The sequence below is a fragment of the Streptomyces sp. NPDC033221 genome (genome assembly GCF_055577005.1).
Genome location: NZ_JBVIQN010000005.1, coordinates 250303 through 268869, shown reverse-complemented (window position 1 = coordinate 268869; position 18567 = coordinate 250303). Strand labels below are relative to the sequence as shown.

Below are 18567 nucleotides of genomic sequence, written 5' to 3'. Positions count from 1 at the left end.
GAGCCGTCACGGGACAACTCGGAGTGGCGACCCGCGGGGTGGTGTCTACGGGATCAGGACAACCTTGCCCATCGTGCCGCGGCTCTCCAGGGCGCGGTGTGCGGCTGCCGCCTCGGCCAGCGGAAAACGCTGTACGTCCGGTACGAGGCGGCCGGCCGCCGCCTCGGCCAGAGAGGCGGTTTCCAGTGTGCGCATCGGGTTGTCGCCGCCCGCCTTGGCCAGCATCACCGGGCCGAGCACGGACTCGGAGGTGATGCCACGTTCGGCCAGCTCGCCTTCGGCGAATTCCAGCGGACCGCCGGTCAGCAGACCGCCCGCGGACCAGCCGAAGACGAGGTGGCGTCCACCCCGGGCGAGCAGGTTAACGGCGGCGCGGCCCGGTTCGCCGCCCACGGAGTCGAAGACGAGGGTGGCGCCGGGGGCGTCGCGTGCGTCCAGGAAGGCGCGTACTTCGGTGGGCCAGTCGGCCTTCTTGTAGTCCACGGCGATATCGGCACCCAGCTTCCGCACGCGTTCGGTCTTGGCGGGGCCGCCCGCGAGGCCGACGACGGTCGCGCCGGTGTGCTTCGCGTACTGGACGAGCAGGGAGCCGATGCCGCCGGCCGCGGCCGGGACGATCGCGATGTCGTCTGCGGTGAGGTCGGCGAAGAGCAGGATGCCCATGGTGGTGCGCCCGGTGCCGATCATGGCCACGGCCTGGGCCTCGTCCAGATCGCCGGGAATGACATGGAGTTTTTCGGTGTCGACGACGGCCTTCTCCGCGTACCCGCCCGGGTTCATACCCAGGTGGGCGACGACCCGACGGCCCAGCCAAGAGGGGGCGGTGCCCTCGCCGAGGGCGTCCACCGTGCCCGCGACCTCCCGGCCCGGGATGGTCGGCAGGTCGGGAAGCGGCGCCGGGCCGCCGGTGAGGCCCTCGCGCAGGGCCGTATCGAGCAGGTGGACGCCGGCCGCCGCCACGGCGATCCGGACCTGGCCGGGACCGGGGCGGGGAGCCTCGGTCTGCTCGTACGTGAGGTTCTCGGCGGGGCCGAAGGCGTGCAGTCTGATGGCGTGCATGGTGGGGGTGGCGGGCATGGTGGGCTCCTCGTGAGGGGGGTGAATGGCGGGTCGTGGTTGTGGTCGTGATCGTGGTCATTGGCTTCGGCGTTGGCCCTCACTCTGGTTCCTCAATATTGGTTGAGGTCAAGGCCGGTCGGTGCGGGACGTGATGTCGACGGGCCAGGCGGTGTTCCCGCTGGTCAGGTGCCCAGTCCCGGGGATTGTCAGTGGGGTGGTTCACGATGGGGGCAGTTGGCGGTGCGGGATGAGCGGGACCGGAACGACAGGAAGGCGGTGGGCGGGCGTGAGGGAGCGTGACGGCGGGACGGGGCGGCCGGTGCGGCGGGACGGAGCGGGGCGTCCGGTGCGGGAGGCGCGGCGTCCGGCGGTGCGGCTGCCGGAGCTGAAGCCGTACGAGGATGTCGGGCTGGAGACCGAGGGGGACTACGACGGGCTGGAGTTCGCGGACGCGGACCTGGCGGGACAGCCGGGGCCCGGGGCCCGCTTCATGGACTGCGCGCTGCGGCGGTGCGCGCTGGACGAAACGGTCTTGAGCCGGGCGCGGTTCATCGACAGCGTGCTGGACGGGGTGCGCGGAGTGGGGACGGACCTGTCGCAGGCGTCGCTACGGGACGTCGAGGTCCTGGACGCGCGGCTCGGCGGTGTGCAGATGCACGGGGCGGTGCTGGAGCGGGTGCTGGTGCGCGGCGGGAAGATCGACTTCCTCAATCTGCGCAAGGCGAAGCTGAAGGACGTCGTCTTCGAGGGATGCGTGCTGGTGGAAGCGGACTTCGCCGGCGCGGAGCTGGAACGGGTGAGCTTCGACGACTGCACGCTGTCCCGGGTGGACCTCAGCGGCGTACGGATGCGTGACGTCGACCTGCGCGGGGTGGCTCGGCTGGACATCGCCCGGGGGATCGACCGACTGGCGGGCGCGGTGATCAGTTCGGCCCAGCTGATGGACCTGGCACCGGCGTTCGCGGCGGAGATAGGGGTGCGGGTGGAGTGACGTAGGCGGGTACGCCCACGGGGTGAGCGGGGGCCGGGGGCGGCCGGGCCGAGCGCTGGAGTTGTGAGGGGCGACCAGGGCAGTCGGGCGGGGACGGACAGAGGGGCGGGAGCCGGGATGGGGACGGTAGCCGGGCCGGGCAGGGCGATGCCCGGGAACGAGACGGCCGGGCGGATGCTCAGACGCGGGGGAAGCGGGCCTGGAGGTCCCATACGGCCGGGTTGTCACCGAGGCCGTCGTGCAGGTCGGTGAGGTCGGCGATCAGGTCGTGGAGGAAGTCGCGGGCCTCGCGGCGCAGTGCGGAGTGCTGGAAGGTGAGCGGGGCTTCGTCGGCCGGCATCCAGTCGGCGTCGACGTCCACCCAGCCGAAGCGGCGCTCGAAGTACATCCGGTCCGCCGATTCGGTGAAATCCAGCTCCGCGAACTGCGGCTGTGCGGCGCGGTTGCCGAGGGGATCGCGGTCGATCCGTTCGACGATGTCGCACAGGGCCCAGGCGAAGTCCAGCACCGGCACCCAGCCCCAGGCGGTCTGTACCTCGCGGTCCGCCTTGGTGTCGGCCAGGTAGACGTCGCCGCAGAACAGGTCGTGGCGCAGGGCCCGGACGTCCGCGGTGCGGTAGTCCGTCTGCGGCGGGTCCGGAAAACGGCGGGAAAGGGAGTAGCCGAGGTCGATCACGTCCTTGATGGTGTCACGCTCATGCGTTCGTCCGCGCCGTCGCGGTGGTCATAGCCGTACGGCGGCGTCACGGCGGCCGGCCGACAGGCCGACGCCACTGGCGCACGAGTCCAAGAGTCCACGAATTCACGAGTCCACGAGTTAACGAGTCCACCAGTTCACCAGTTCACGAGTCAGAGGGTGGGGATGGTTCATGACGGGTTCGATGATCAGACGCTCGGGCGTCGCACTGCTCGCCGCCGGCGTATTGGCGGTGCTCCCGGTGCTCGGTACCGAGCGGGACGCGGCCGCGGCGGCCGCGCCGGTACCTGTGGCGGGGGCCGCGAGGGCGGGCGAGGCAGTCGGGGAGAGGAGCGCCGGTCGCTCCGAGAGTGATCGTTGCGGTGACCACGGCAGTGGGCAGCGCTGGCGAGGCGGCTGGTCTGCTTCCGCGCAGGCGCCGCACGGGCTGACTCCGAACTGGTCGGTGCAGGGCTTCAGCGACCAGACGGTCCGGCAGGTGGTCCGGGTCAGTACGGGCGGCGCCCGGGCCCGTATCGAGCTGTCCAACCGTTACGGCCGTACGCCGCTGACGGTGACCGGCGCGACCATCGCCCGCACGGGCAAGGGGGCGTCGGTGCAGGACGGGACCGTACGCAACCTGCTCTTCGGGCGGCAGCGGTCGGTGACCGTGCCGGCGGGCGGCGAGGTGCGCAGCGACGGGCTGCCGATGAAGGTCAGGGCGCTGGAGTCGCTGACCGTGACGCTGTACCTGGCCGGACCGACCGGTCCCGCCACCTTCCACCTGTCGTCCTTTGCCACGACCTACCGCGCGGCGGGCGATCACCGCGCGGACACCAAGGGCGCGGCGTTCAAGGAGCAGTCCCAGTCCTGGTATTACCTGTCGGGAGTGGAGGTCTCCGGGGGCAAGGACGACACCCGCCGGGGCGCGGTGGTGGCCTTCGGCGACTCCATCACCGACGGCTACGGCTCGACCGTCGACACGAACCGTCGCTATCCGGACAGGCTGGCGGAGCGCTTCGCGGCCACCGGGCATCCGCGCAGCGTGCTCAACCAGGGCATCGGCGGCAACCGGGTCACCGCGGACTCGACGTGGGCCGGGGAGAAGGGCGTGGCCCGCTTCCGGCACGACGTGCTCGGTGAGCCGGGCGTGAGCACGGTCATCGTGCTGGAGGGGATCAACGACATAGGCGCCAGCGCCTCGCCGGACTGGCCCGGCGGCCCGGCGCCGGACGTGTCGGTCGCCCAGCTCATCCAGGGACACCGCGCGCTGATCCGGCAGGCACACGCGGCCGGGGTGAAGGTGATCGGGGCGACGGTGACGCCGTTCAAGGGCGCCGCGTACTACTCCGAGCGGGGCGAGGCCAAGCGGGACGCGCTCAACGAGTGGATTCGCACCTCCGGTGAGTACGACGAGGTCGTGGACCTGGACCGGGTCCTGTCCAACCCGGCCGACCGGGACCGCCTCGCCCCTGCCTACGACATCGGCGACCACCTGCACCCGAGTGACGCCGGATACCGCGCCATGGCGGAGGCGGTCGACCTGGACGAACTGTGACGAAGGGAGGACCGGTCGGCGGGCCGGTCACGGCGGAGGCAGTACCCGGGGGCCTTCGTCCGTGACGGCCACGGTGCGTTCGAAGTGGGCGGCTCGGCTGCCGTCGGTTGTGCGCGGGGTCCAGCCGTCGGTGGCCGGGTGGTAATCGTCGCCGCCGCCCGCCAGGAACATCGGCTTGGTGGCTTGGTGGCTTGGTGGCTTGGTGGCCCGAAGGCTGGATAGCTCGATGGCGATGGCCGGGCCGTGGCACAGGATGAAGCCGCGGCCCGTGCGGGCCTCGTTGGGGACCGCGGGGTCCTCGTGCGTTCGGCGGCCGATGCCGTGGCCGCCGAAGTCGGCCGGATGCCGTATCGAGAGGAACGCCCGACGAGGCCGATCGCGTGCGCGATGTCCGCGATACGGGCGCTGACAACGGCCGTGGCGATGCCTGCCACCAGGGTCTGCCGGGTGGTGTCCGTCAGCTTCCGGTCGGCCGGGCTCGGGGTGCCGACCGTGAGGCTGATGGCCGCGTCGCCCGCCCAGCCGTCCACGACCGCGCAGAGGACGGCCGGGAAGGGGGTGGGGGCGCACTGCGGGCGGTAACCGAGGGCCCGCCTTGACCTCCACCACCGCCGGTCCTCCAGCCCTCGCGGGCCAATTCTTATACCGGTATTTCTTTACCGGAATTAGTGTCGCAGGCATGGTGCGCACTCCACTGACCCCTTGGGAACGCGAACGCGGCGAGCGGATGGGCGCGGTCCTGCGCGCTGCCCGCGGGGACCGCAGCATGGTCGAGGTCGCGGCGGCCGCGGGACTCTCCGCAGAAACATTGCGCAAGATCGAGACGGGCCGGGCGCCGACGCCGGCCTTCTTCACGGTGGCGGCGCTGGCGGGGACGCTCGGGCTGTCGCTCGACGAACTCGCGACGCTGTTGACTCCGGAGGCGTCCGAGGCGCCAGGAGGGGCGCACGAGGCGAAGGCCCCGGGGGCGGCTGTCGTGCGGGGAGTGCCCGGCGTGGCGGCTTGAACCGTATGGCGGCCGGGCGGCCGGGCGGTGGGGCCGGCGGCCGAGCCGGGGGAGCCGGGGTTACGGCTTTGTCATCACGGCTTCGCGGACCTTGTGAAGGTGGATGAGGACGTCGAAGGAGCGGGCGATCGCGACGTGGGCGTCCGGGTGGGGGTGCTGCGTACCGATGTTGCGTGTGGGGCGGATGGTGTTCAGCCAGGCGCGGGCGGTGGGCGGGGCGTGGCGGACGTCGAGGTAGAAGTTCCGGTGGCGCACCTTGTCGAGGGTGTGTTCGTTCGTGCTGGTGCCGGGGGCGCCCACGGTGAACTTCTTCCAGTCCCCGGTGAGGGCGGCGTCTTTCGACAGGAAGGAACCCTGGTAGAAGGTGAAGCCGATGGGGAGGTAGTCCTTGCCCATCGCGTCGCACAGGAACGAGCCCTGCGTCTTGGAGTACAGCTCGGGGTCGCCGGCGACGTAACCGACGTGGTCGTTCTGCGCCGAGAGCAGGATCTTGTGGCCGGTGCGCCGCTGCCACCAGGTGACGTTCTGGGCCATCACTTCGTCGCGGTAGCGCTGGGAGGCGGAGACCGAGGCCGGGTCGGCGACGTCCATGGTGAGGAACCTGGCGGTCTGGGCGATGGACCGGGCGTTCTGTTCGGCCCAGTCGAAGGCTTCGCCACCGGAGCCTATTTGGCTGCTGATGAGTTCCAGGGCCTGCTGAGCCTTGGTGGCGAGGCGTTGGCGTTCCGCCAGTGGCTTGCGGAGGTAGGCGAAGACGTCGTCGATCGGGCGCAGGCCGGTGTACAGCTCGTTGAGACGTGGCAGCGACTCCGGGTGGGTGTGCCGTACGTAGCCGGTCACGCGTCCGAAGAATGCGTCGCTGACGGCGGGGGCGCCGATGTCGTCACCCATGAAGTGGACGGTGCGGGCGGGGTTGCGACGGTTGTGATCGCGCATCCAGGTGATGAGGCTGACGAACTCCTCGCGGTCCCAGGGCGAGTTGGCGAGGGCCTGCTTGGCGACGTGGCGGGCGTCGCCCTTGCCGGTCTGGAGGTACTCGTCGATCTGGAGCCCTGCGGACCAGCTCAGCTCCAGGGCGAAGGTGGTGAAACCTTTCTCCTCGACAAGGTGCCGGAAGACCCGTTCCTTCATGGTGAAGAACTCATGGGAGCCGTGAGTGGCCTCACCGAGGCCGACGACCTTGGCGTTGCCGATCATCGAGGACAGGGGGCGCAGGTCGGCGGTGTTCCTGCCGGGTTCGGTCGAGCGAAGCGGGTGGGCCGCCCGCTCCAACGCGCGCACCGAGTTCTGAGCCGCGGCTGTGGATACCGAGACGGCGGGGGCGCCCGGGACGGCGGGTACGGCGGGTACGGAGGATGCGGCGGGTACGGCGGATGCGGTGGATGCGGTGGATATGCCGGATACGGCGGATGCGATGGATACGGCTGTTTCGGCTGGGGCGGCGTAGGCGGGCTCGACTGTCGCGGGGGTGAGGAATGCTGCCGCCGTGATCACCGCCGTAGCCGGTAGCGCTCGTCGGGCCATGCGATTCCGGTGTCCAGTCATGGTCTTCGTCCCTCAACTCGCGTACGGCAACTTGAGAGTGATCATGGCCCGCGGCCTCATGGCCACGCGCTACGGACAGCCGCCCAGTTTCTCCGGGGGGTGGCCCTCGGCGAGATGGGTGTCTGGCAACACCCTCACGCGGCCAACCGGCGTTCGGGGGGGACCGGTGTGGGGTGCCGGCGCCCGGTGCCCGGCGCCCCGTGACCGGCGGCCTCTGGCCTCTGGCCGGTGACCCGGTGACCCGGTGACCCGGTGTTCGGTGGTCTCTGAGCCGGGTGCCACCGGGCGCCGATCATCAGACGTCGATTGAAGGCCGCCGTCCACATGCCGCCGCCCGCCCCGCCGCCAATCACCCGCCCTCGCCGCTACCTCCCACTACCGCCCCCGCCCGGCCACCCGCTTTGGCGTAATTCGCCCCGCAATACGCGACGCGCCCCGCCGAAGACTTCGTCTCGACGGGGCGCGATGCGTGGCTATCCAAGAAGCAGGCCGGGCAGGAGCAGGTCGCCAAGGAGCGGGGCTTCCTGAGGCAGATCACCCAGGAGCAGGTCATTCAGAGGCAGACCGCTCAGGAACGGGCGCCCAATGGCGGGTCGCCTGAGCGGCCCCCAAAGGTAGACCGCTCAGGAGCAGACCGCCCGGAAGCAGCCTCCCGGAGTAGGGCACCCAAGGGCGGGCAGCCGGAGTAGGGCACCCAAGGGCGGGCCGCCTGAGCGGGGTACCCAGGAGCAAGCCACCCAGAGGCGGCCCGCTCAGGAGCAGGCCGCCCGAGAGCGGCACCCCCAGGAGCAGGCCGCGCAGAGGCAGGCCGCCGGGAGGCAAGCCGCCCGGCACTACCCCACTACTGAGCAGCGCCCCGCCCAGCAGCACCCCGCGCAGGGCCAGCCCATCCCACTCAGAGTCGGCCCATCCCGCTCAGGGCCAGCCCATCCCACTCAGAGTCGGCCCATCCCGCTCAGGGCCAGCCCATCCCGCTCAGGGCCAGCCCATCCCGCTCAGGGCCAGCCCATCCCACTCAGGGCCAGCCCATCCCACTCAGAGCCGGCCCGCTCCTGGCAGAGCCAACCCACTCCCACGGGCACGGCGTCGGTCAGACGTTGACGCCGAAGTCCTTCGCGATGCCGACCAGGCCGGAGGCGTAGCCCTGGCCGACGGCGCGGAACTTCCACTCGGCGCCGTTGCGGTAGAGCTCGCCGAAGACCATGGCGGTCTCGGTCGCCGCGTCCTCGCTCAGGTCGTAGCGGGCGATCTCGGCGCCGCCGGCCTGGTTGACGATGCGGATGAAGGCGTTGCGGACCTGGCCGAAGTTCTGGCTGCGGTTCTCGGCGTCGTAGATCGAGACCGGGAAGACGATCTTGTCGATGTCGGCCGGGAGGGCGGCCAGGTTGACCTTGATCTGCTCGTCGTCGCCTTCGCCCTCACCGGTGACGTTGTCACCGGTGTGCTCGATGGACTGGTCCGGCGTGACCTTGTTGTTGAAGAAGACGAAGTGCTGGTCCGAGTAGACCTTGCCGCTCGTGTTGACCGCGATGGCGCTCGCGTCGAGGTCGAAGTCCGTGCCGGTGGTGGTGCGGACGTCCCAGCCGAGGCCGACCGTGACGGCGGTCAGGCCCGGTGCCTCCTTGGTGAGCGAGACGTTGCCGCCCTTGGACAGGCTTACAGCCATGGGGATGTCCCTTTCCTCGTCGAATCGTCGGGCTTCGTACTGCTGACGAAGCTACCGTCACCCTGCACAACGCCACGAAGGGACCGTCGGGTTCCAGCTCCCTTTACTTTCTTTGCCAATTCCTGATGCCGGGGCGCGGGAAGGGGCCGTGGGGGAAGGGTGAGCGGCTGTGGCGGTGTGGTGGTGTGGTGGTGTGGCAAAAGAAGGTGACGAGGGCTTGCGGACGCGGGATCATGGGGGGCATGTCAGGGCCCTATGTCATCCGCGGTTCGGTCACTCTTCCGGAGGCCGAGCTGGTGTGGCGTTTTTCGCGTTCCTCGGGGCCCGGTGGGCAGCACGTCAACACGTCGGACAGTCAGGTGGAGTTGCGTTTCGACGTCGCCGCCACCGACGCGCTGCCCGAGGTGTGGAAGGAGCGCGCGCTAGAGCGGCTCGCGGAGCGCGGCCGGCTGCTGAGCGGTGGGGTGGTGTCCGTACGGGCCTCCGAGCACCGTTCCCAGTGGCGTAACCGGGAGACCGCCGCCGTGCGGCTCGCGTCGCTCCTCGCCGAGGTCACCGCGCCGCCCCCCAAGCCGCGGCGCAAGAGCCGAATACCGCGTGGGATCAATGAGCGCCGGCTGCGGGAGAAGAAGCAGCGTGGCGACGTGAAGCGGGGGCGCTCCGGCCGCGACTGGGGCTGAGACGACCCTTTCGGGGGCGGTGGCCTTTTGCGGCCGGGTGCCCTTTTGCACACCCTTTCTGCGTCCCCATGCGTCCCCATGCGTCCCTATGCGCCTCTATAGGCTCTTCTGTGCGCTCGGTCGGGCAAGCAGACCGTGTTCTCGGCCGTGCGCTCGCCTGCGCGCTCGGCGGGTCGAGCCCCATCGTGTCCGACCGAGCCGCACCCAGCCGCGCCCGATCCCGACCGACTCCTGCCCGACCGGTTGGAGCCCAGCCCCCTCGCCCCCCTAGCCCCGCCCCCACTCCAGATCTCACCCCAGATGCCGGTACTTCCCCCGGAAGTAGGTCAGCGGCCCCTCGGCGGCCCCCGCGGCGTCCGCCGACAGGACCCGGCCGATCACCAGTGTGTGATCGCCGGCCGCGACCCGCTGTTCGGTACGGCATTCCAGGTGCGCCAGCGCTCCGCCGATCATGGGCGCTCCGGCCTGTTTGCCCCGTTCCGTAGGAATGTCCTCGAAGAGCAGTCGGTCGCTGATGCGGTTCTTCATGGCGAATCGGCCCGCAATGTGCCGCTGCCCCTGCGACAGCACCGAAACCGCCCAGAGGGGCTGATGCTCCAGAAGGTCGTCCATGCGGGAGTCGTTGCGAACGCTCACCATCACCAAGGGCGGTTCGAGCGACACCGACATGAAGGCCGTGGCGGTCATGCCCACGTCCTCGCCGCGTGGCCCGTCCTCCGGATCGTGCGCGGTGATCAGTACGACCCCGGCGGCGAGCCGGGACAGGGCGGCGCGGAACTCGTCGTCACTCACCCCTCCAGGATGGGGGATCGTCCCTCCACCGGGCGCGGAGAGTGGCGTGACGGGCGCCGCGGGGTGATCCCCGGGCGTGGTGGCGGCGGTTTTCGTGAACACGCCATGAACGCTAACGGGGGCCGCGGGGGCCCGCATCGGGCCCGGGTACCAGGCGCGCCCTAGGTCCGGCGGCTGAGCTCGCCCTTGCGTCCGGATTTGCGTTCAGGAATTGTAGAAGTGCCCCCAGCGCCGCCCGTTCGGAGATCGCCAAGCGGCCGCCACGCTCTGTGACTTGAGTCACAGCAGCCGGTAATTGTTGACCCTGTGTACCGAGTAAACAGCTCGCTGTGATTCAGTGGCCGTGGCAATCGGACGACACAGAATCCTGGAGTTGCTGTCGAGGTCTCGGGGAGAGCGAGCGATGGAGACCGAGTCGGAGCCATACGTCCGTCTTGCGACCCTGAGGCAGCTGCACCAAGTGGTCGCCGAGCTGAACACCGCACGCAGCCTTGCAGACACCCTGCAGACCGTCGCCGACGGAGTGATCACGGGGCTCGGATACGAGCTGGCCGCGGTCAACCTCGTACGGCCGGACGGTGACCTCGTGGTGGCCGCGGTCGCCGGCAGTGCCGGTGCCGAGGCTCTCATGGCGGGCCGGGTCGGCTCCCGCGCGTCCTGGGACCGCCGCCTGAGCATGGGCGAGCGCTGGGGCGGCCTGTGCTTCATCCCGCACACCGAGGGCTGGGTGCTGGACGACGACGATGTGCCCCAGTGGCACGCCGCCGGGCCCGCGCCGCGCTTCCCCGGCGAGTGGCATCCGATGGACCGCCTGCTGGCGCCCATGTACACGGCCGCGAACGGTGGCGGCGAGCTGCTCGGCGTGATCTCCGTCGACAAGCCGCGCAACGGCCGCCGCCCCGGCGCGTGGGGGCAGGAGGCGCTGCAGATGTACGCGTTCCAGTCCGCCATCGCGATCAGCAACGCCCGGCTGCGCGCCAACATGCAGCGCGCGCTGGGCCGCCTGGAGCGCGAGCAGCAGGCCCTACGCGCCAGTGAGGAAAGCTTTCGGCAGGCCTTCGAGTACGCGCCCAGCGGCATGGCCATCGCCGAAATGGGTGGTGACCAGCACGGACGCCTCCACCGTACGAATGACGCGCTGTGCCGGCTGCTGGGCCGCCCGGCGTCCGCGATGCGCCGCTACTCGTTCTCCGACCTCGTGCACCCCGAGGACATCGGCACCCTGCTGCGCACCTCCGCCGAGGGCGGGCGCGCCGAGCTGCGCCTCGCCCGCCGGGACGGCACGTACGTGTGGGTCTCGCTGCGCAACTCCGTCGTCGCCGACACCGCCGATGGCCCGCGCTTCCTGCTCACCCACGTCGAGGACATCGAGGAGCGCAAGCGGCACGAGCTCCAGCTCGCGCACCGCGCCAGCCACGACGCGCTGACCGGCCTGCCCAACAGCGCCGAGCTGCGGGCCCGGCTCGGCGCCCGGCTGTGTTCGCGCCCGCCCGGCTCGGACGCGGACGCGTACGCCTCGGCCGCCTCCGCCGCTTCGGTCGCCGCCTTCCAAGAGGCGCACGGGTTCGGCTCGGACGGTCCGGAGGTCTTCGACGGGTACGACACCGCCGACGGCACGGAGCGCGTGGCGTCCGGCCCGTACGACCACCATGTGCACGTCATCGCGCCGTCGGACGGGCCGGAGGACGACGGCGCCAAGGGGCTCGCGGTCCTCTTCTGCGACCTGGACGGCTTCAAGTCGATCAACGACCGCTTCGGGCACCACACGGGTGACGCGGTGCTCATCGAGGTGGCCCGGCGGCTGACCAACGGCGTCCGGGACGGCGACACGGTCGCCCGGCTCGGCGGTGACGAGTTCGTGGTGCTCGCGGACGGCCTGGGCAAGGCCGACGCGCAGGACCTCGCGGTACGGCTCCGAAACGGGATCATTCCCCCTATCCGGGTGGACGGCCGGGGAGTGCGGGTCGGCGCGAGTTTCGGCATCGGCTGGGCCGCCTGCGGGATGTCGGCCGAAGAGGTTCTGCAATCCGCTGACCAGCGGATGTACATCGAGAAACGGTCCCGCTCGAAGGCGGGTCGGCGCGCGGGCTGACCGGTGCGCGGCCTGCCGCTCCAGTGCGCTCCGGATCACGCCTGCACGCCGTCCACAGAACGGATCCGTAGCGATCCTGTGGCCGTTCCGGATCGGCGTGGCATCGCTCGAACGGGGTAGGCTGCGCCGATGCGGCGGGGCGCCGCCGGGGGCCCGAAGATCAGCACAGCCAACTCGCACAGACCGCTGGGGAGTGACACGGAATGACGGCCGGCAACAACGGTGCGGGCACGCCCGAGGACGACGACCCGTTCGCCCACCTCTACCGCTCCGAGGGCGGCGAGGGAGGCGCGCAGGGCGCGGCGGGCGGCGGCTCGGCAGCGCGCCGGCCGGGCGTACCGCGCGCCTCGTACAACCAGGTGCGCGCGGTCGGTGAGCGCCAGTACGGGCAGCGGCAGTACGGCCAGCAGCAGGTCCCCGCCCAGCAGCACGGGCAGCAGAATGCCCACTACGCGGCCCCCGAGACGCTCCCGGGCGGCGACAACGCCCGCCAGGGCCCGCCCCCCGGCTACGGCGACGGCGGCGCGCCCCGGCGCAGCCACAAGGGCCTGCTGATCGGTGCGGTCGCGGTCGTCGCGGTGGTCTGCATCGGCATCGGCGTGGCGATGATCACCAACAAGAACGGCGACAAGAAGGACGAAGCGGGCGGCGGTGACCCGACGCCGACGGCCGGCGAGTCGGTCGAGCCCAGCAAGAAGCCGTCCGACAAGCCGTCCCGGGGCCCGCTGCCCAAGGAGGCCGCGGCGTCGCTCTCGCTCAGCCCGGAGGCGAGCACGGACAAGTCGGTACCGGGCGCCAAGGCACCGAACGGCGCGTATGTGTCGCTGAACAAGGTCGGCGCCTCCGCCACTTGGTCGGTGGACGTGCCCGAGAGCGGTGATTACACGGTGCTCATCGATTACGGCGTGCCGGGCAAGGACGCCAAGACGACGCTCGCCGTGAACGGGGGCACCCCCGACAAGATCAACATGTCGAACTTCGCCCATGCCGCCGAGGGCGCCTGGGACAAGGGCTGGACGACCACGTACCGGTGGACCAAGTTCAACAAGGGCACCAACACCGTCAAGATCTCCTGCGAGCAGGGCGATCAGTGCGAGGTCAACCTCGACCGGGTGTACCTCAAGGCGGGGCACGTCAAGCGCTGATGGCCCGCCAGGCCCGCCAGGCCCGCCAGGCCCGCCAGGCCCGCCAGGCCCGTACGGCCTGTCCAGCCCGTCCGGTGTGCGCGCCGACGGCTCCCGGGAGCCGTCGGCGCCACCGCTGAAGGGGAGTCAGGCCGCCCGTGGCGCCCCGGAACGGCACCATGCCCCTCACGGGAACAGCTCCACGCTCCTCACTGGAGCGGCACCACGCCCTCACGCCGCCGGATGCTCCGTAACCGTGACGCCGATCAGCAGCTCCTCATACGTCCCCCGGTCGAACTCCCCCGCCGCCGGGGCCCGTACCGTCGCCGCCGACAAGGCCACCGCGCGCGCCAGCCGGGCGGGCCAGGGGAGGTTCTCCACCAGGCCGGAGAGCAGGCCGGCCACCGCGGAATCGCCGGCGCCGGTCGGGTTGCCGGCGATGCGGCGGGGTGGGGCGGCCTGCCAGGCGCCGTCCGAGGTGACCACGAGCATGCCGTCGGCGCCCAGGGAGGCGGCCACCGTGTGGGCGCCGCGGCGGCGGGCGTCGCGGGCGGCGCGCAGGGGTTCGGTGGAGCCGGTGAGGGCGGCCAGTTCGTCGGCGTTGGGCTTGGCGAGGTCGGGGCGGGCGGCCAGGCCGCGGCGCAGCGGTTCGCCGCTGGTGTCCAGGAGGACGGGTACGTCCGCGGTGTGGGCGGCCCGGGTCAGCCGTGCGTAGACGTCGACGGGCACGCCCGGCGGGAGGCTGCCGCACAGGGCCACCGCCTGCGCGTCGGCGAGCAGTTCGCGGTAGGTGGACATGAACGCGTCCCACTCGGCGGGCGTGACGACCGGGCCCGGCTCGTTGAGCTGCGTGGTGTCGCCGGTGGACTCGTCCACGACGGCGACGGTGCGCCGGGTCGCGCCGCCCACCGGGACCAGCGCGTCGGTCACCGTGGTCTCCTGGGCGAGCAGTGAGCGCAGCGCGTCGCCGGTGCCGCCGCCCGCGAAACCGGTGGCGACCGCCTCATGGCCGAGCGCGGTCAGGACCCGGGCGACGTTCAGGCCCTTGCCGCCCGGGCGTTCGGAGACTTCGGTGACGCGGTTCGTGGAGTGCGGCTGGAGCCGGGGCACGCGGTAGGTGATGTCGAGGGCAGCGTTCAGCGTGACCGTGAGGATCATGGTTCCCCCTCCCCGGAACATACGTGGACGGACGGTGGCCCGCCGGGCCGGCGGCCGGTGGGCCCGTACGGGACGGACAGGTGCGCGGGTGCAGATGCGCGGGTGCGCGAGTGCGCGAGTGCGCGAGTGCGCGAGTGCGCAGCGATCATGCCATCGCGAGCGGCGGTTGGCCCAGCCCTGGGCCGACCGCCGCACGGCCGGCACCGGTCCGGGCGCGCCGAACCGGCCATGTGGCCACATGGCCATGCGCCACAGGAGGGATCACTTCGCCGCGCTATCCCGCGGGAGCGCTCGCGGGCCCTTCCGCACCTGGCGTATCCCGGCGCGTCTCCGGCGTATCCCGGGCGCACCCCCCGGGTCGCGGCACGCGATGCCCGCGCCCCTACGCCACCCGCGCGCCGCCCTCCGTAGCCCGTCCGAGCCTCACTCCTGTACGCCGCCCGAGCCCGCCCCCGCCTCCGTAAGCCGCCCGAGCCCGCTCTGTACTCCGTCCGCCCCCCCGGAGCCTCACACCCCCACCGGCCGCACCACCCATTCCCCCCGCCGCACCACGCCCACCAGGTCGTACGAAGCGTTCAGGACCACCAGATCGGCGTCCTTGCCCGGTGCGATCGAGCCGGTGCGGTCGTTGATGCCGATCAGGCGGGCCGGGTTTGCGGACAGGGCCCGTACGGCCTGGTCGACGGTGAGGCCGTCGATGGTGAGCGCGCGCTTGAAGGCGCGGTCGAGGGTGAGGGTGGAGCCGGCGATGGAGCCGGCGGTGGGGCCGTCGCTGATGCGGGCGACGCCGTCCTTGACCTCGACCGTCATGGGGCCGAGCGGGTACATGCCGTCGTTCATGCCGGCCGCGCCCATCGCGTCGGTGATGAAGGCGACCCGGTCGGCGCCCGCGTCCCGGAAGGCCATTTCCAGGATCGCGGGGTGCAGGTGCGTTCCGTCGTTGATCAGCTCGACGGTGATCCGCTCGTCCTCCAGGAGTGCGGCGATCGGACCCGGGGCGCGGTGTCCGAGCGGCGGCATCGCGTTGAAGAGGTGGGTGGCGACGGTGGCGCCCGCGTCGATGGCCTCGCGGGTCGCGTCGTACGAGGAGTCGGTGTGGCCGATGGCGGCGATCACGCCGGCGTCGGCGAGCAGGCGTACGGAGTCCAGGCCGCCGGGCAGTTCGGGCGCCAGCGTCATCATCTTCGCGGTGCCGCGCGTGGCGTCGACGAGCTTGCGCACGTCCGCCGGGTCGGGGTCGCGCAGCAGGCCGGGCTGGTGGGCGCCGCAGCGGTGCGGGGAGATGAACGGGCCTTCGAAGTGGATGCCGGCCAGGTCGCCCTGCTCGGTCAGCTCGGACAGGACGGCGGCCTGCCGGGCCAGGTCGTCGAGGTCGCCGGTGACGGTCGAGGCGAGCAGGGAGGTGGTGCCGCGCCGCCGGTGGGTGTGGATCGCCGTCAGGCACTCCCCGGGGTCGGCGGACGAGAAGGAGCCGCCGCCACCGCCGTGTACATGGATGTCGACGAAGCCGGGGACGACGAGGTGGCCGGTCAGGTCGATCACCTGGTCGCCGGGGGCCGGGGCGGCCGCCCCGGCGGTGCTCGCGGCGTTGGTGATGCGGGTGCCCTCGAAGGCGACCAGGGCGTCGTCGGCCACGCCGGACGGCAGGGCCACCCGGGCGCCGGTCAGGACGGTGCGCCGGGGGGCCGGGGCGCTGTCCCCGGACTGTTGCAGCGGCATCAGGCAGTTACCTCCGTGGAGAGAAGATCCCAGGCGAGCAGACCTGCGCCCAGGCAGCCGGCGGCGTCCCCGAGCGCCGCCGGAACGATCAGGGGGAGCCGCTGGAAGGTCACCCGTGCGCGGACCGCCGCGCGCAGCGGCTCGAACAGCGTGTCGCCCGCCTCGGCGAGCCCGCCGCCGATGATCAGCGTGTGCGGGTCGAGCAGGGTGAGCGAGGTGACCAGGCCGTCGGCGAGGGCGTCCACCGCGTCCTGCCACACGGCCCGCGCGCGGGCGTCGCCGGACTCGACGGCCTTGGCGGCGTCCGCCGCGGTGGCCTGCGGGTCGCCGCAGGCCTCGGCCCAGGCGCGGCCGACGGCGGCGGCGGAGGCCAGTTTCTCCAGGCAGCCGCGCTGCCCGCAGCCGCATTCGGGGCCGCCGGGCCGTACGACGATGTGGCCGATCTCGCCCGCGCTGCCGTGGGCGCCCGCTTCGATGCGTCCCTCGATGCCGATGGCGCCGGCGATGCCGGTGCCGAGGGGGACGAACAGGAAGCGGTCGGCGCCGCGGCCCGCCCCGATGCGGCCCTCGGCCAGGCCTCCGGTGCGTACGTCGTGGCCGAGCGCGACCGGGACGCCGCCCAGCCGCTCGGAGAGCAGGGTGCGCAGGGGGACGTCGCGCCAGCCCAGGTTGGCGGCGTAGACGGCGATGCCCCGGGCGTCGTCGACGATGCCGGGGACGGCGACGCCGGCCGCGGCGGCGGTGCTGCCGAAGCGCTGCCGGCCGATCTCGCGCAGTTCCTCGGCGAAGTCCAGGATCGAGGCGACGACGGCTTCCGGGCCGCGCTCGCGGCCGGTGGGGCGCCGTGCCTCGTGGAGCAGTGTGCCGTCCGCGCCTGCCAGGGCGGCCTTCATTCCGGTGCCGCCCACATCAAGGGCGATGACGTGTCTCACGGGAACAGTTTCGCGCGATCGGCCGTGAAAGGTCTAGTCCACTCGCGGGGGCGGCGTGGTTCCGCTCACGGGGAGGGTGGGATTCCGCTCCGGAAGGGTCCCCGCGCAACGGCGTGACCTGCGCGTGTGACAGGCGATACGCAAGCGATATGAGGGGTGGTGTAGACCTTGTGTAGGTAAACGGGGGAGACTCGTCGTTCATGCCGGTTGAGGGCGGGCCCTTGAAGCCACGGGGCATTCCCCGGCAAGCACGGAACATTCGGGACAAAAGGCGGTAATGGCAGTGCAGCGGCGGTACTTGAGCCTGGCGGCAGCGGGACTCACCACGGCCATGACGCTCTCCTTGTCCGCCTGCGGCAGCGGCGCGGGCGACGGCGGCGGCGTCACGCTCAAGCTCATCGCGGCGGACTACGGCGACAACGAGGCGAACTCCTCCCAGCACTACTGGGACAAGCTCACCAAGGAGTTCGAGAAGCAGAACCCGGGCATCAAGGTCGATGTCTCGGTCTACAGCTGGAAGGACGTCGACAAGAAGGTCGAGGACCTGGTCAAGTCCGGTAAGGCTCCGGACATGGCGCAGATCGGCGCGTACGCGGACTACGCGGCCGAAGGCAAGCTCTACGGCGCCGACCAACTGCTCAGCATCCCCGTCCAGGCCGACTTCGTACCCGCCCTCGCGCAGGCCGGGGAGTACCAGCGCCGCCAGTACGGGATGCCCTTCGGCGCCAGCACCCGCCGCCTGTTCTACAACAAGAAGCTCTTCGCCGAGGCGGGCATCACCGACCCGCCCGAGACCTGGGCGCAGATCGCGGCCGACGCGGCCAAGCTCAAGGCCAAGGGCGTGAAGATGCCGTACGCGCTGCCGCTCGGCCCGGAGGAGACGCAGGCCGAGACGCTGATGTGGATGCTCAGCGGCGGCGGCAGCTACACCGACAGCATCGGCAAGTACACGATCGACTCGAAGGAGAACGTCAAGACCTTCGAGTGGCTGAAGAAGGACCTGGTCGGCGCGGGCCTGACCGGCGGCGACCCGGCCAAGCTCAACCGTCAGGACGCGTTCAACGCCTTCGCGGCCGGCAATGTGGGGATGCTCAACGGCCACCCCACCCTGATGAAGCAGGCCGAGGCCAAGGGCGTCGATTACGGCACCGTCGAGCTGCCGGGCCCCTCCGGCAAGGCCAAGGCCACCATGGGGGTCGCCGACTGGATGACGGCGTTCAAGCAGAACGGCCACCGCAACCAGGTCGGCAAGTTCCTGGACTTCGTCTACAACGAGAAGAACGTCATGGACTTCTCCGGCGGGTACGGCCTGCTGCCCGTCACCACCTCCGGGTCCCAGGCGATGCTCGCCGACAGCAAGTACGCCAAGCTGCACAGCTTCCTGCGCCAGCTGGAGAACGCCGAGTTCTACCCCGCCGACAAGACCTCCTGGCCGCTGGTCAGCAAGACGGTCAAGGCGAAGATGGGTACGGCGGTGGGCGCCAACGGCAACCCGGCCGGTGTGCTCAGCGACATCCAGAACACGGCGAACGAGGCGGACAACACCGCCAAGTGATCCGGAGCGGCGCC

Annotated in this window: 15 protein-coding genes and 1 pseudogene; 7 read left to right on the top strand and 9 right to left on the bottom strand. The window is 71.4% G+C overall.

Annotated features, from left to right (window positions below; genetic code table 11):
* Window positions 1-45: 45 nt before the first annotated feature.
* Window positions 46-1059, bottom strand: a complete 1014-nt coding sequence (locus ACZ53K_RS08840) for a zinc-binding dehydrogenase (RefSeq protein WP_468833393.1) — start codon at window positions 1057-1059, stop codon at window positions 46-48.
* 346 nt (window positions 1060-1405) lie between these two features.
* On the opposite strand from ACZ53K_RS08840, the gene ACZ53K_RS08835 reads away from it, so the two are divergent.
* Window positions 1406-2050, top strand: coding sequence for a pentapeptide repeat-containing protein (locus ACZ53K_RS08835; RefSeq protein WP_468833391.1), 645 nt, complete (start codon window positions 1406-1408; stop codon window positions 2048-2050).
* A gap of 178 nt (window positions 2051-2228) precedes the next feature.
* Here the strand turns inward: ACZ53K_RS08835 and ACZ53K_RS08830 are convergent, their stop codons facing one another.
* Window positions 2229-2726 (bottom strand): hypothetical protein, encoded by a 498-nt coding sequence (locus tag ACZ53K_RS08830; protein ID WP_073759346.1) that lies wholly within the window; start codon window positions 2724-2726, stop codon window positions 2229-2231.
* A 205-nt stretch (window positions 2727-2931) separates the two neighbouring features.
* Between ACZ53K_RS08830 and ACZ53K_RS08825 the strand changes: the two genes are divergently transcribed.
* Window positions 2932-4284: an SGNH/GDSL hydrolase family protein gene (locus ACZ53K_RS08825; protein ID WP_468833086.1), complete on the top strand. Its 1353-nt coding sequence runs from the start codon at window positions 2932-2934 to the stop codon at window positions 4282-4284.
* A 27-nt stretch (window positions 4285-4311) separates the two neighbouring features.
* Here the strand turns inward: ACZ53K_RS08825 and ACZ53K_RS08820 are convergent.
* Window positions 4312-4871 (bottom strand): annotated as a pseudogene (locus ACZ53K_RS08820) (M24 family metallopeptidase); the annotation flags it as partial.
* Between the two features lie 92 nt (window positions 4872-4963).
* On the opposite strand from ACZ53K_RS08820, the gene ACZ53K_RS08815 reads away from it, so the two are divergent.
* A complete protein-coding gene (locus ACZ53K_RS08815; protein ID WP_468833084.1) occupies window positions 4964-5290 on the top strand; it encodes a helix-turn-helix domain-containing protein in 327 nt (108 codons plus the stop codon).
* A gap of 60 nt (window positions 5291-5350) precedes the next feature.
* Here the strand turns inward: ACZ53K_RS08815 and ACZ53K_RS08810 are convergent, their stop codons facing one another.
* Window positions 5351-6814: an erythromycin esterase family protein gene (locus ACZ53K_RS08810; RefSeq protein WP_468833081.1), complete on the bottom strand. Its 1464-nt coding sequence runs from the start codon at window positions 6812-6814 to the stop codon at window positions 5351-5353.
* 1111 nt (window positions 6815-7925) lie between these two features.
* The gene (locus ACZ53K_RS08805) at window positions 7926-8501 is read right to left on the bottom strand and encodes a TerD family protein (RefSeq protein ID WP_030022317.1); all 576 of its coding nucleotides are present in this window, start codon (window positions 8499-8501) and stop codon (window positions 7926-7928) included.
* 242 nt (window positions 8502-8743) lie between these two features.
* Here ACZ53K_RS08805 and arfB point away from each other — a divergent pair, with 242 nt between their 5' ends.
* On the top strand, window positions 8744-9181 hold the full coding sequence (gene arfB, locus ACZ53K_RS08800; protein ID WP_468833078.1) for an alternative ribosome rescue aminoacyl-tRNA hydrolase ArfB: 438 nt from the start codon (window positions 8744-8746) through the stop codon (window positions 9179-9181).
* A 291-nt stretch (window positions 9182-9472) separates the two neighbouring features.
* On the opposite strand, the gene ACZ53K_RS08795 is transcribed toward arfB, so the two are convergent.
* The gene (locus tag ACZ53K_RS08795) at window positions 9473-9973 is read right to left on the bottom strand and encodes a flavin reductase family protein (protein ID WP_468833076.1); all 501 of its coding nucleotides are present in this window, start codon (window positions 9971-9973) and stop codon (window positions 9473-9475) included.
* A 403-nt stretch (window positions 9974-10376) separates the two neighbouring features.
* Between ACZ53K_RS08795 and cdgB the strand changes: the two genes are divergently transcribed.
* Window positions 10377-12065 carry a diguanylate cyclase CdgB gene (cdgB, locus tag ACZ53K_RS08790; RefSeq protein WP_468833074.1) on the top strand — a complete coding sequence of 563 codons (1689 nt, stop codon included), beginning with the start codon at window positions 10377-10379 and terminating at the stop codon, window positions 12063-12065.
* 203 nt (window positions 12066-12268) lie between these two features.
* Window positions 12269-13210, top strand: a complete 942-nt coding sequence (locus ACZ53K_RS08785) for a carbohydrate-binding protein (protein ID WP_468833072.1) — start codon at window positions 12269-12271, stop codon at window positions 13208-13210.
* 210 nt (window positions 13211-13420) lie between these two features.
* Here the strand turns inward: ACZ53K_RS08785 and ACZ53K_RS08780 are convergent, their stop codons facing one another.
* The 3 genes from ACZ53K_RS08780 to ACZ53K_RS08770 all read right to left on the bottom strand — a co-directional run bounded on the left by ACZ53K_RS08780 (window position 13421) and on the right by ACZ53K_RS08770 (window position 16998).
* Window positions 13421-14347 (bottom strand): 1-phosphofructokinase family hexose kinase, encoded by a 927-nt coding sequence (locus ACZ53K_RS08780; protein ID WP_468833070.1) that lies wholly within the window; start codon window positions 14345-14347, stop codon window positions 13421-13423.
* Window positions 14348-14854: 507 nt separating this feature from the next.
* Window positions 14855-16066 (bottom strand): N-acetylglucosamine-6-phosphate deacetylase, encoded by a 1212-nt coding sequence (nagA, locus tag ACZ53K_RS08775; RefSeq protein ID WP_468833069.1) that lies wholly within the window; start codon window positions 16064-16066, stop codon window positions 14855-14857.
* The gene (locus ACZ53K_RS08770; protein ID WP_468833068.1) at window positions 16066-16998 is read right to left on the bottom strand and encodes an ROK family protein; all 933 of its coding nucleotides are present in this window, start codon (window positions 16996-16998) and stop codon (window positions 16066-16068) included. The genes nagA and ACZ53K_RS08770 overlap by 1 nt, the downstream gene beginning before the upstream one ends.
* 283 nt (window positions 16999-17281) lie before the next feature.
* On the opposite strand from ACZ53K_RS08770, the gene ACZ53K_RS08765 reads away from it, so the two are divergent.
* Window positions 17282-18553, top strand: coding sequence for an extracellular solute-binding protein (locus ACZ53K_RS08765; protein WP_468833390.1), 1272 nt, complete (start codon window positions 17282-17284; stop codon window positions 18551-18553).
* Window positions 18554-18567 lie beyond the last annotated feature (14 nt).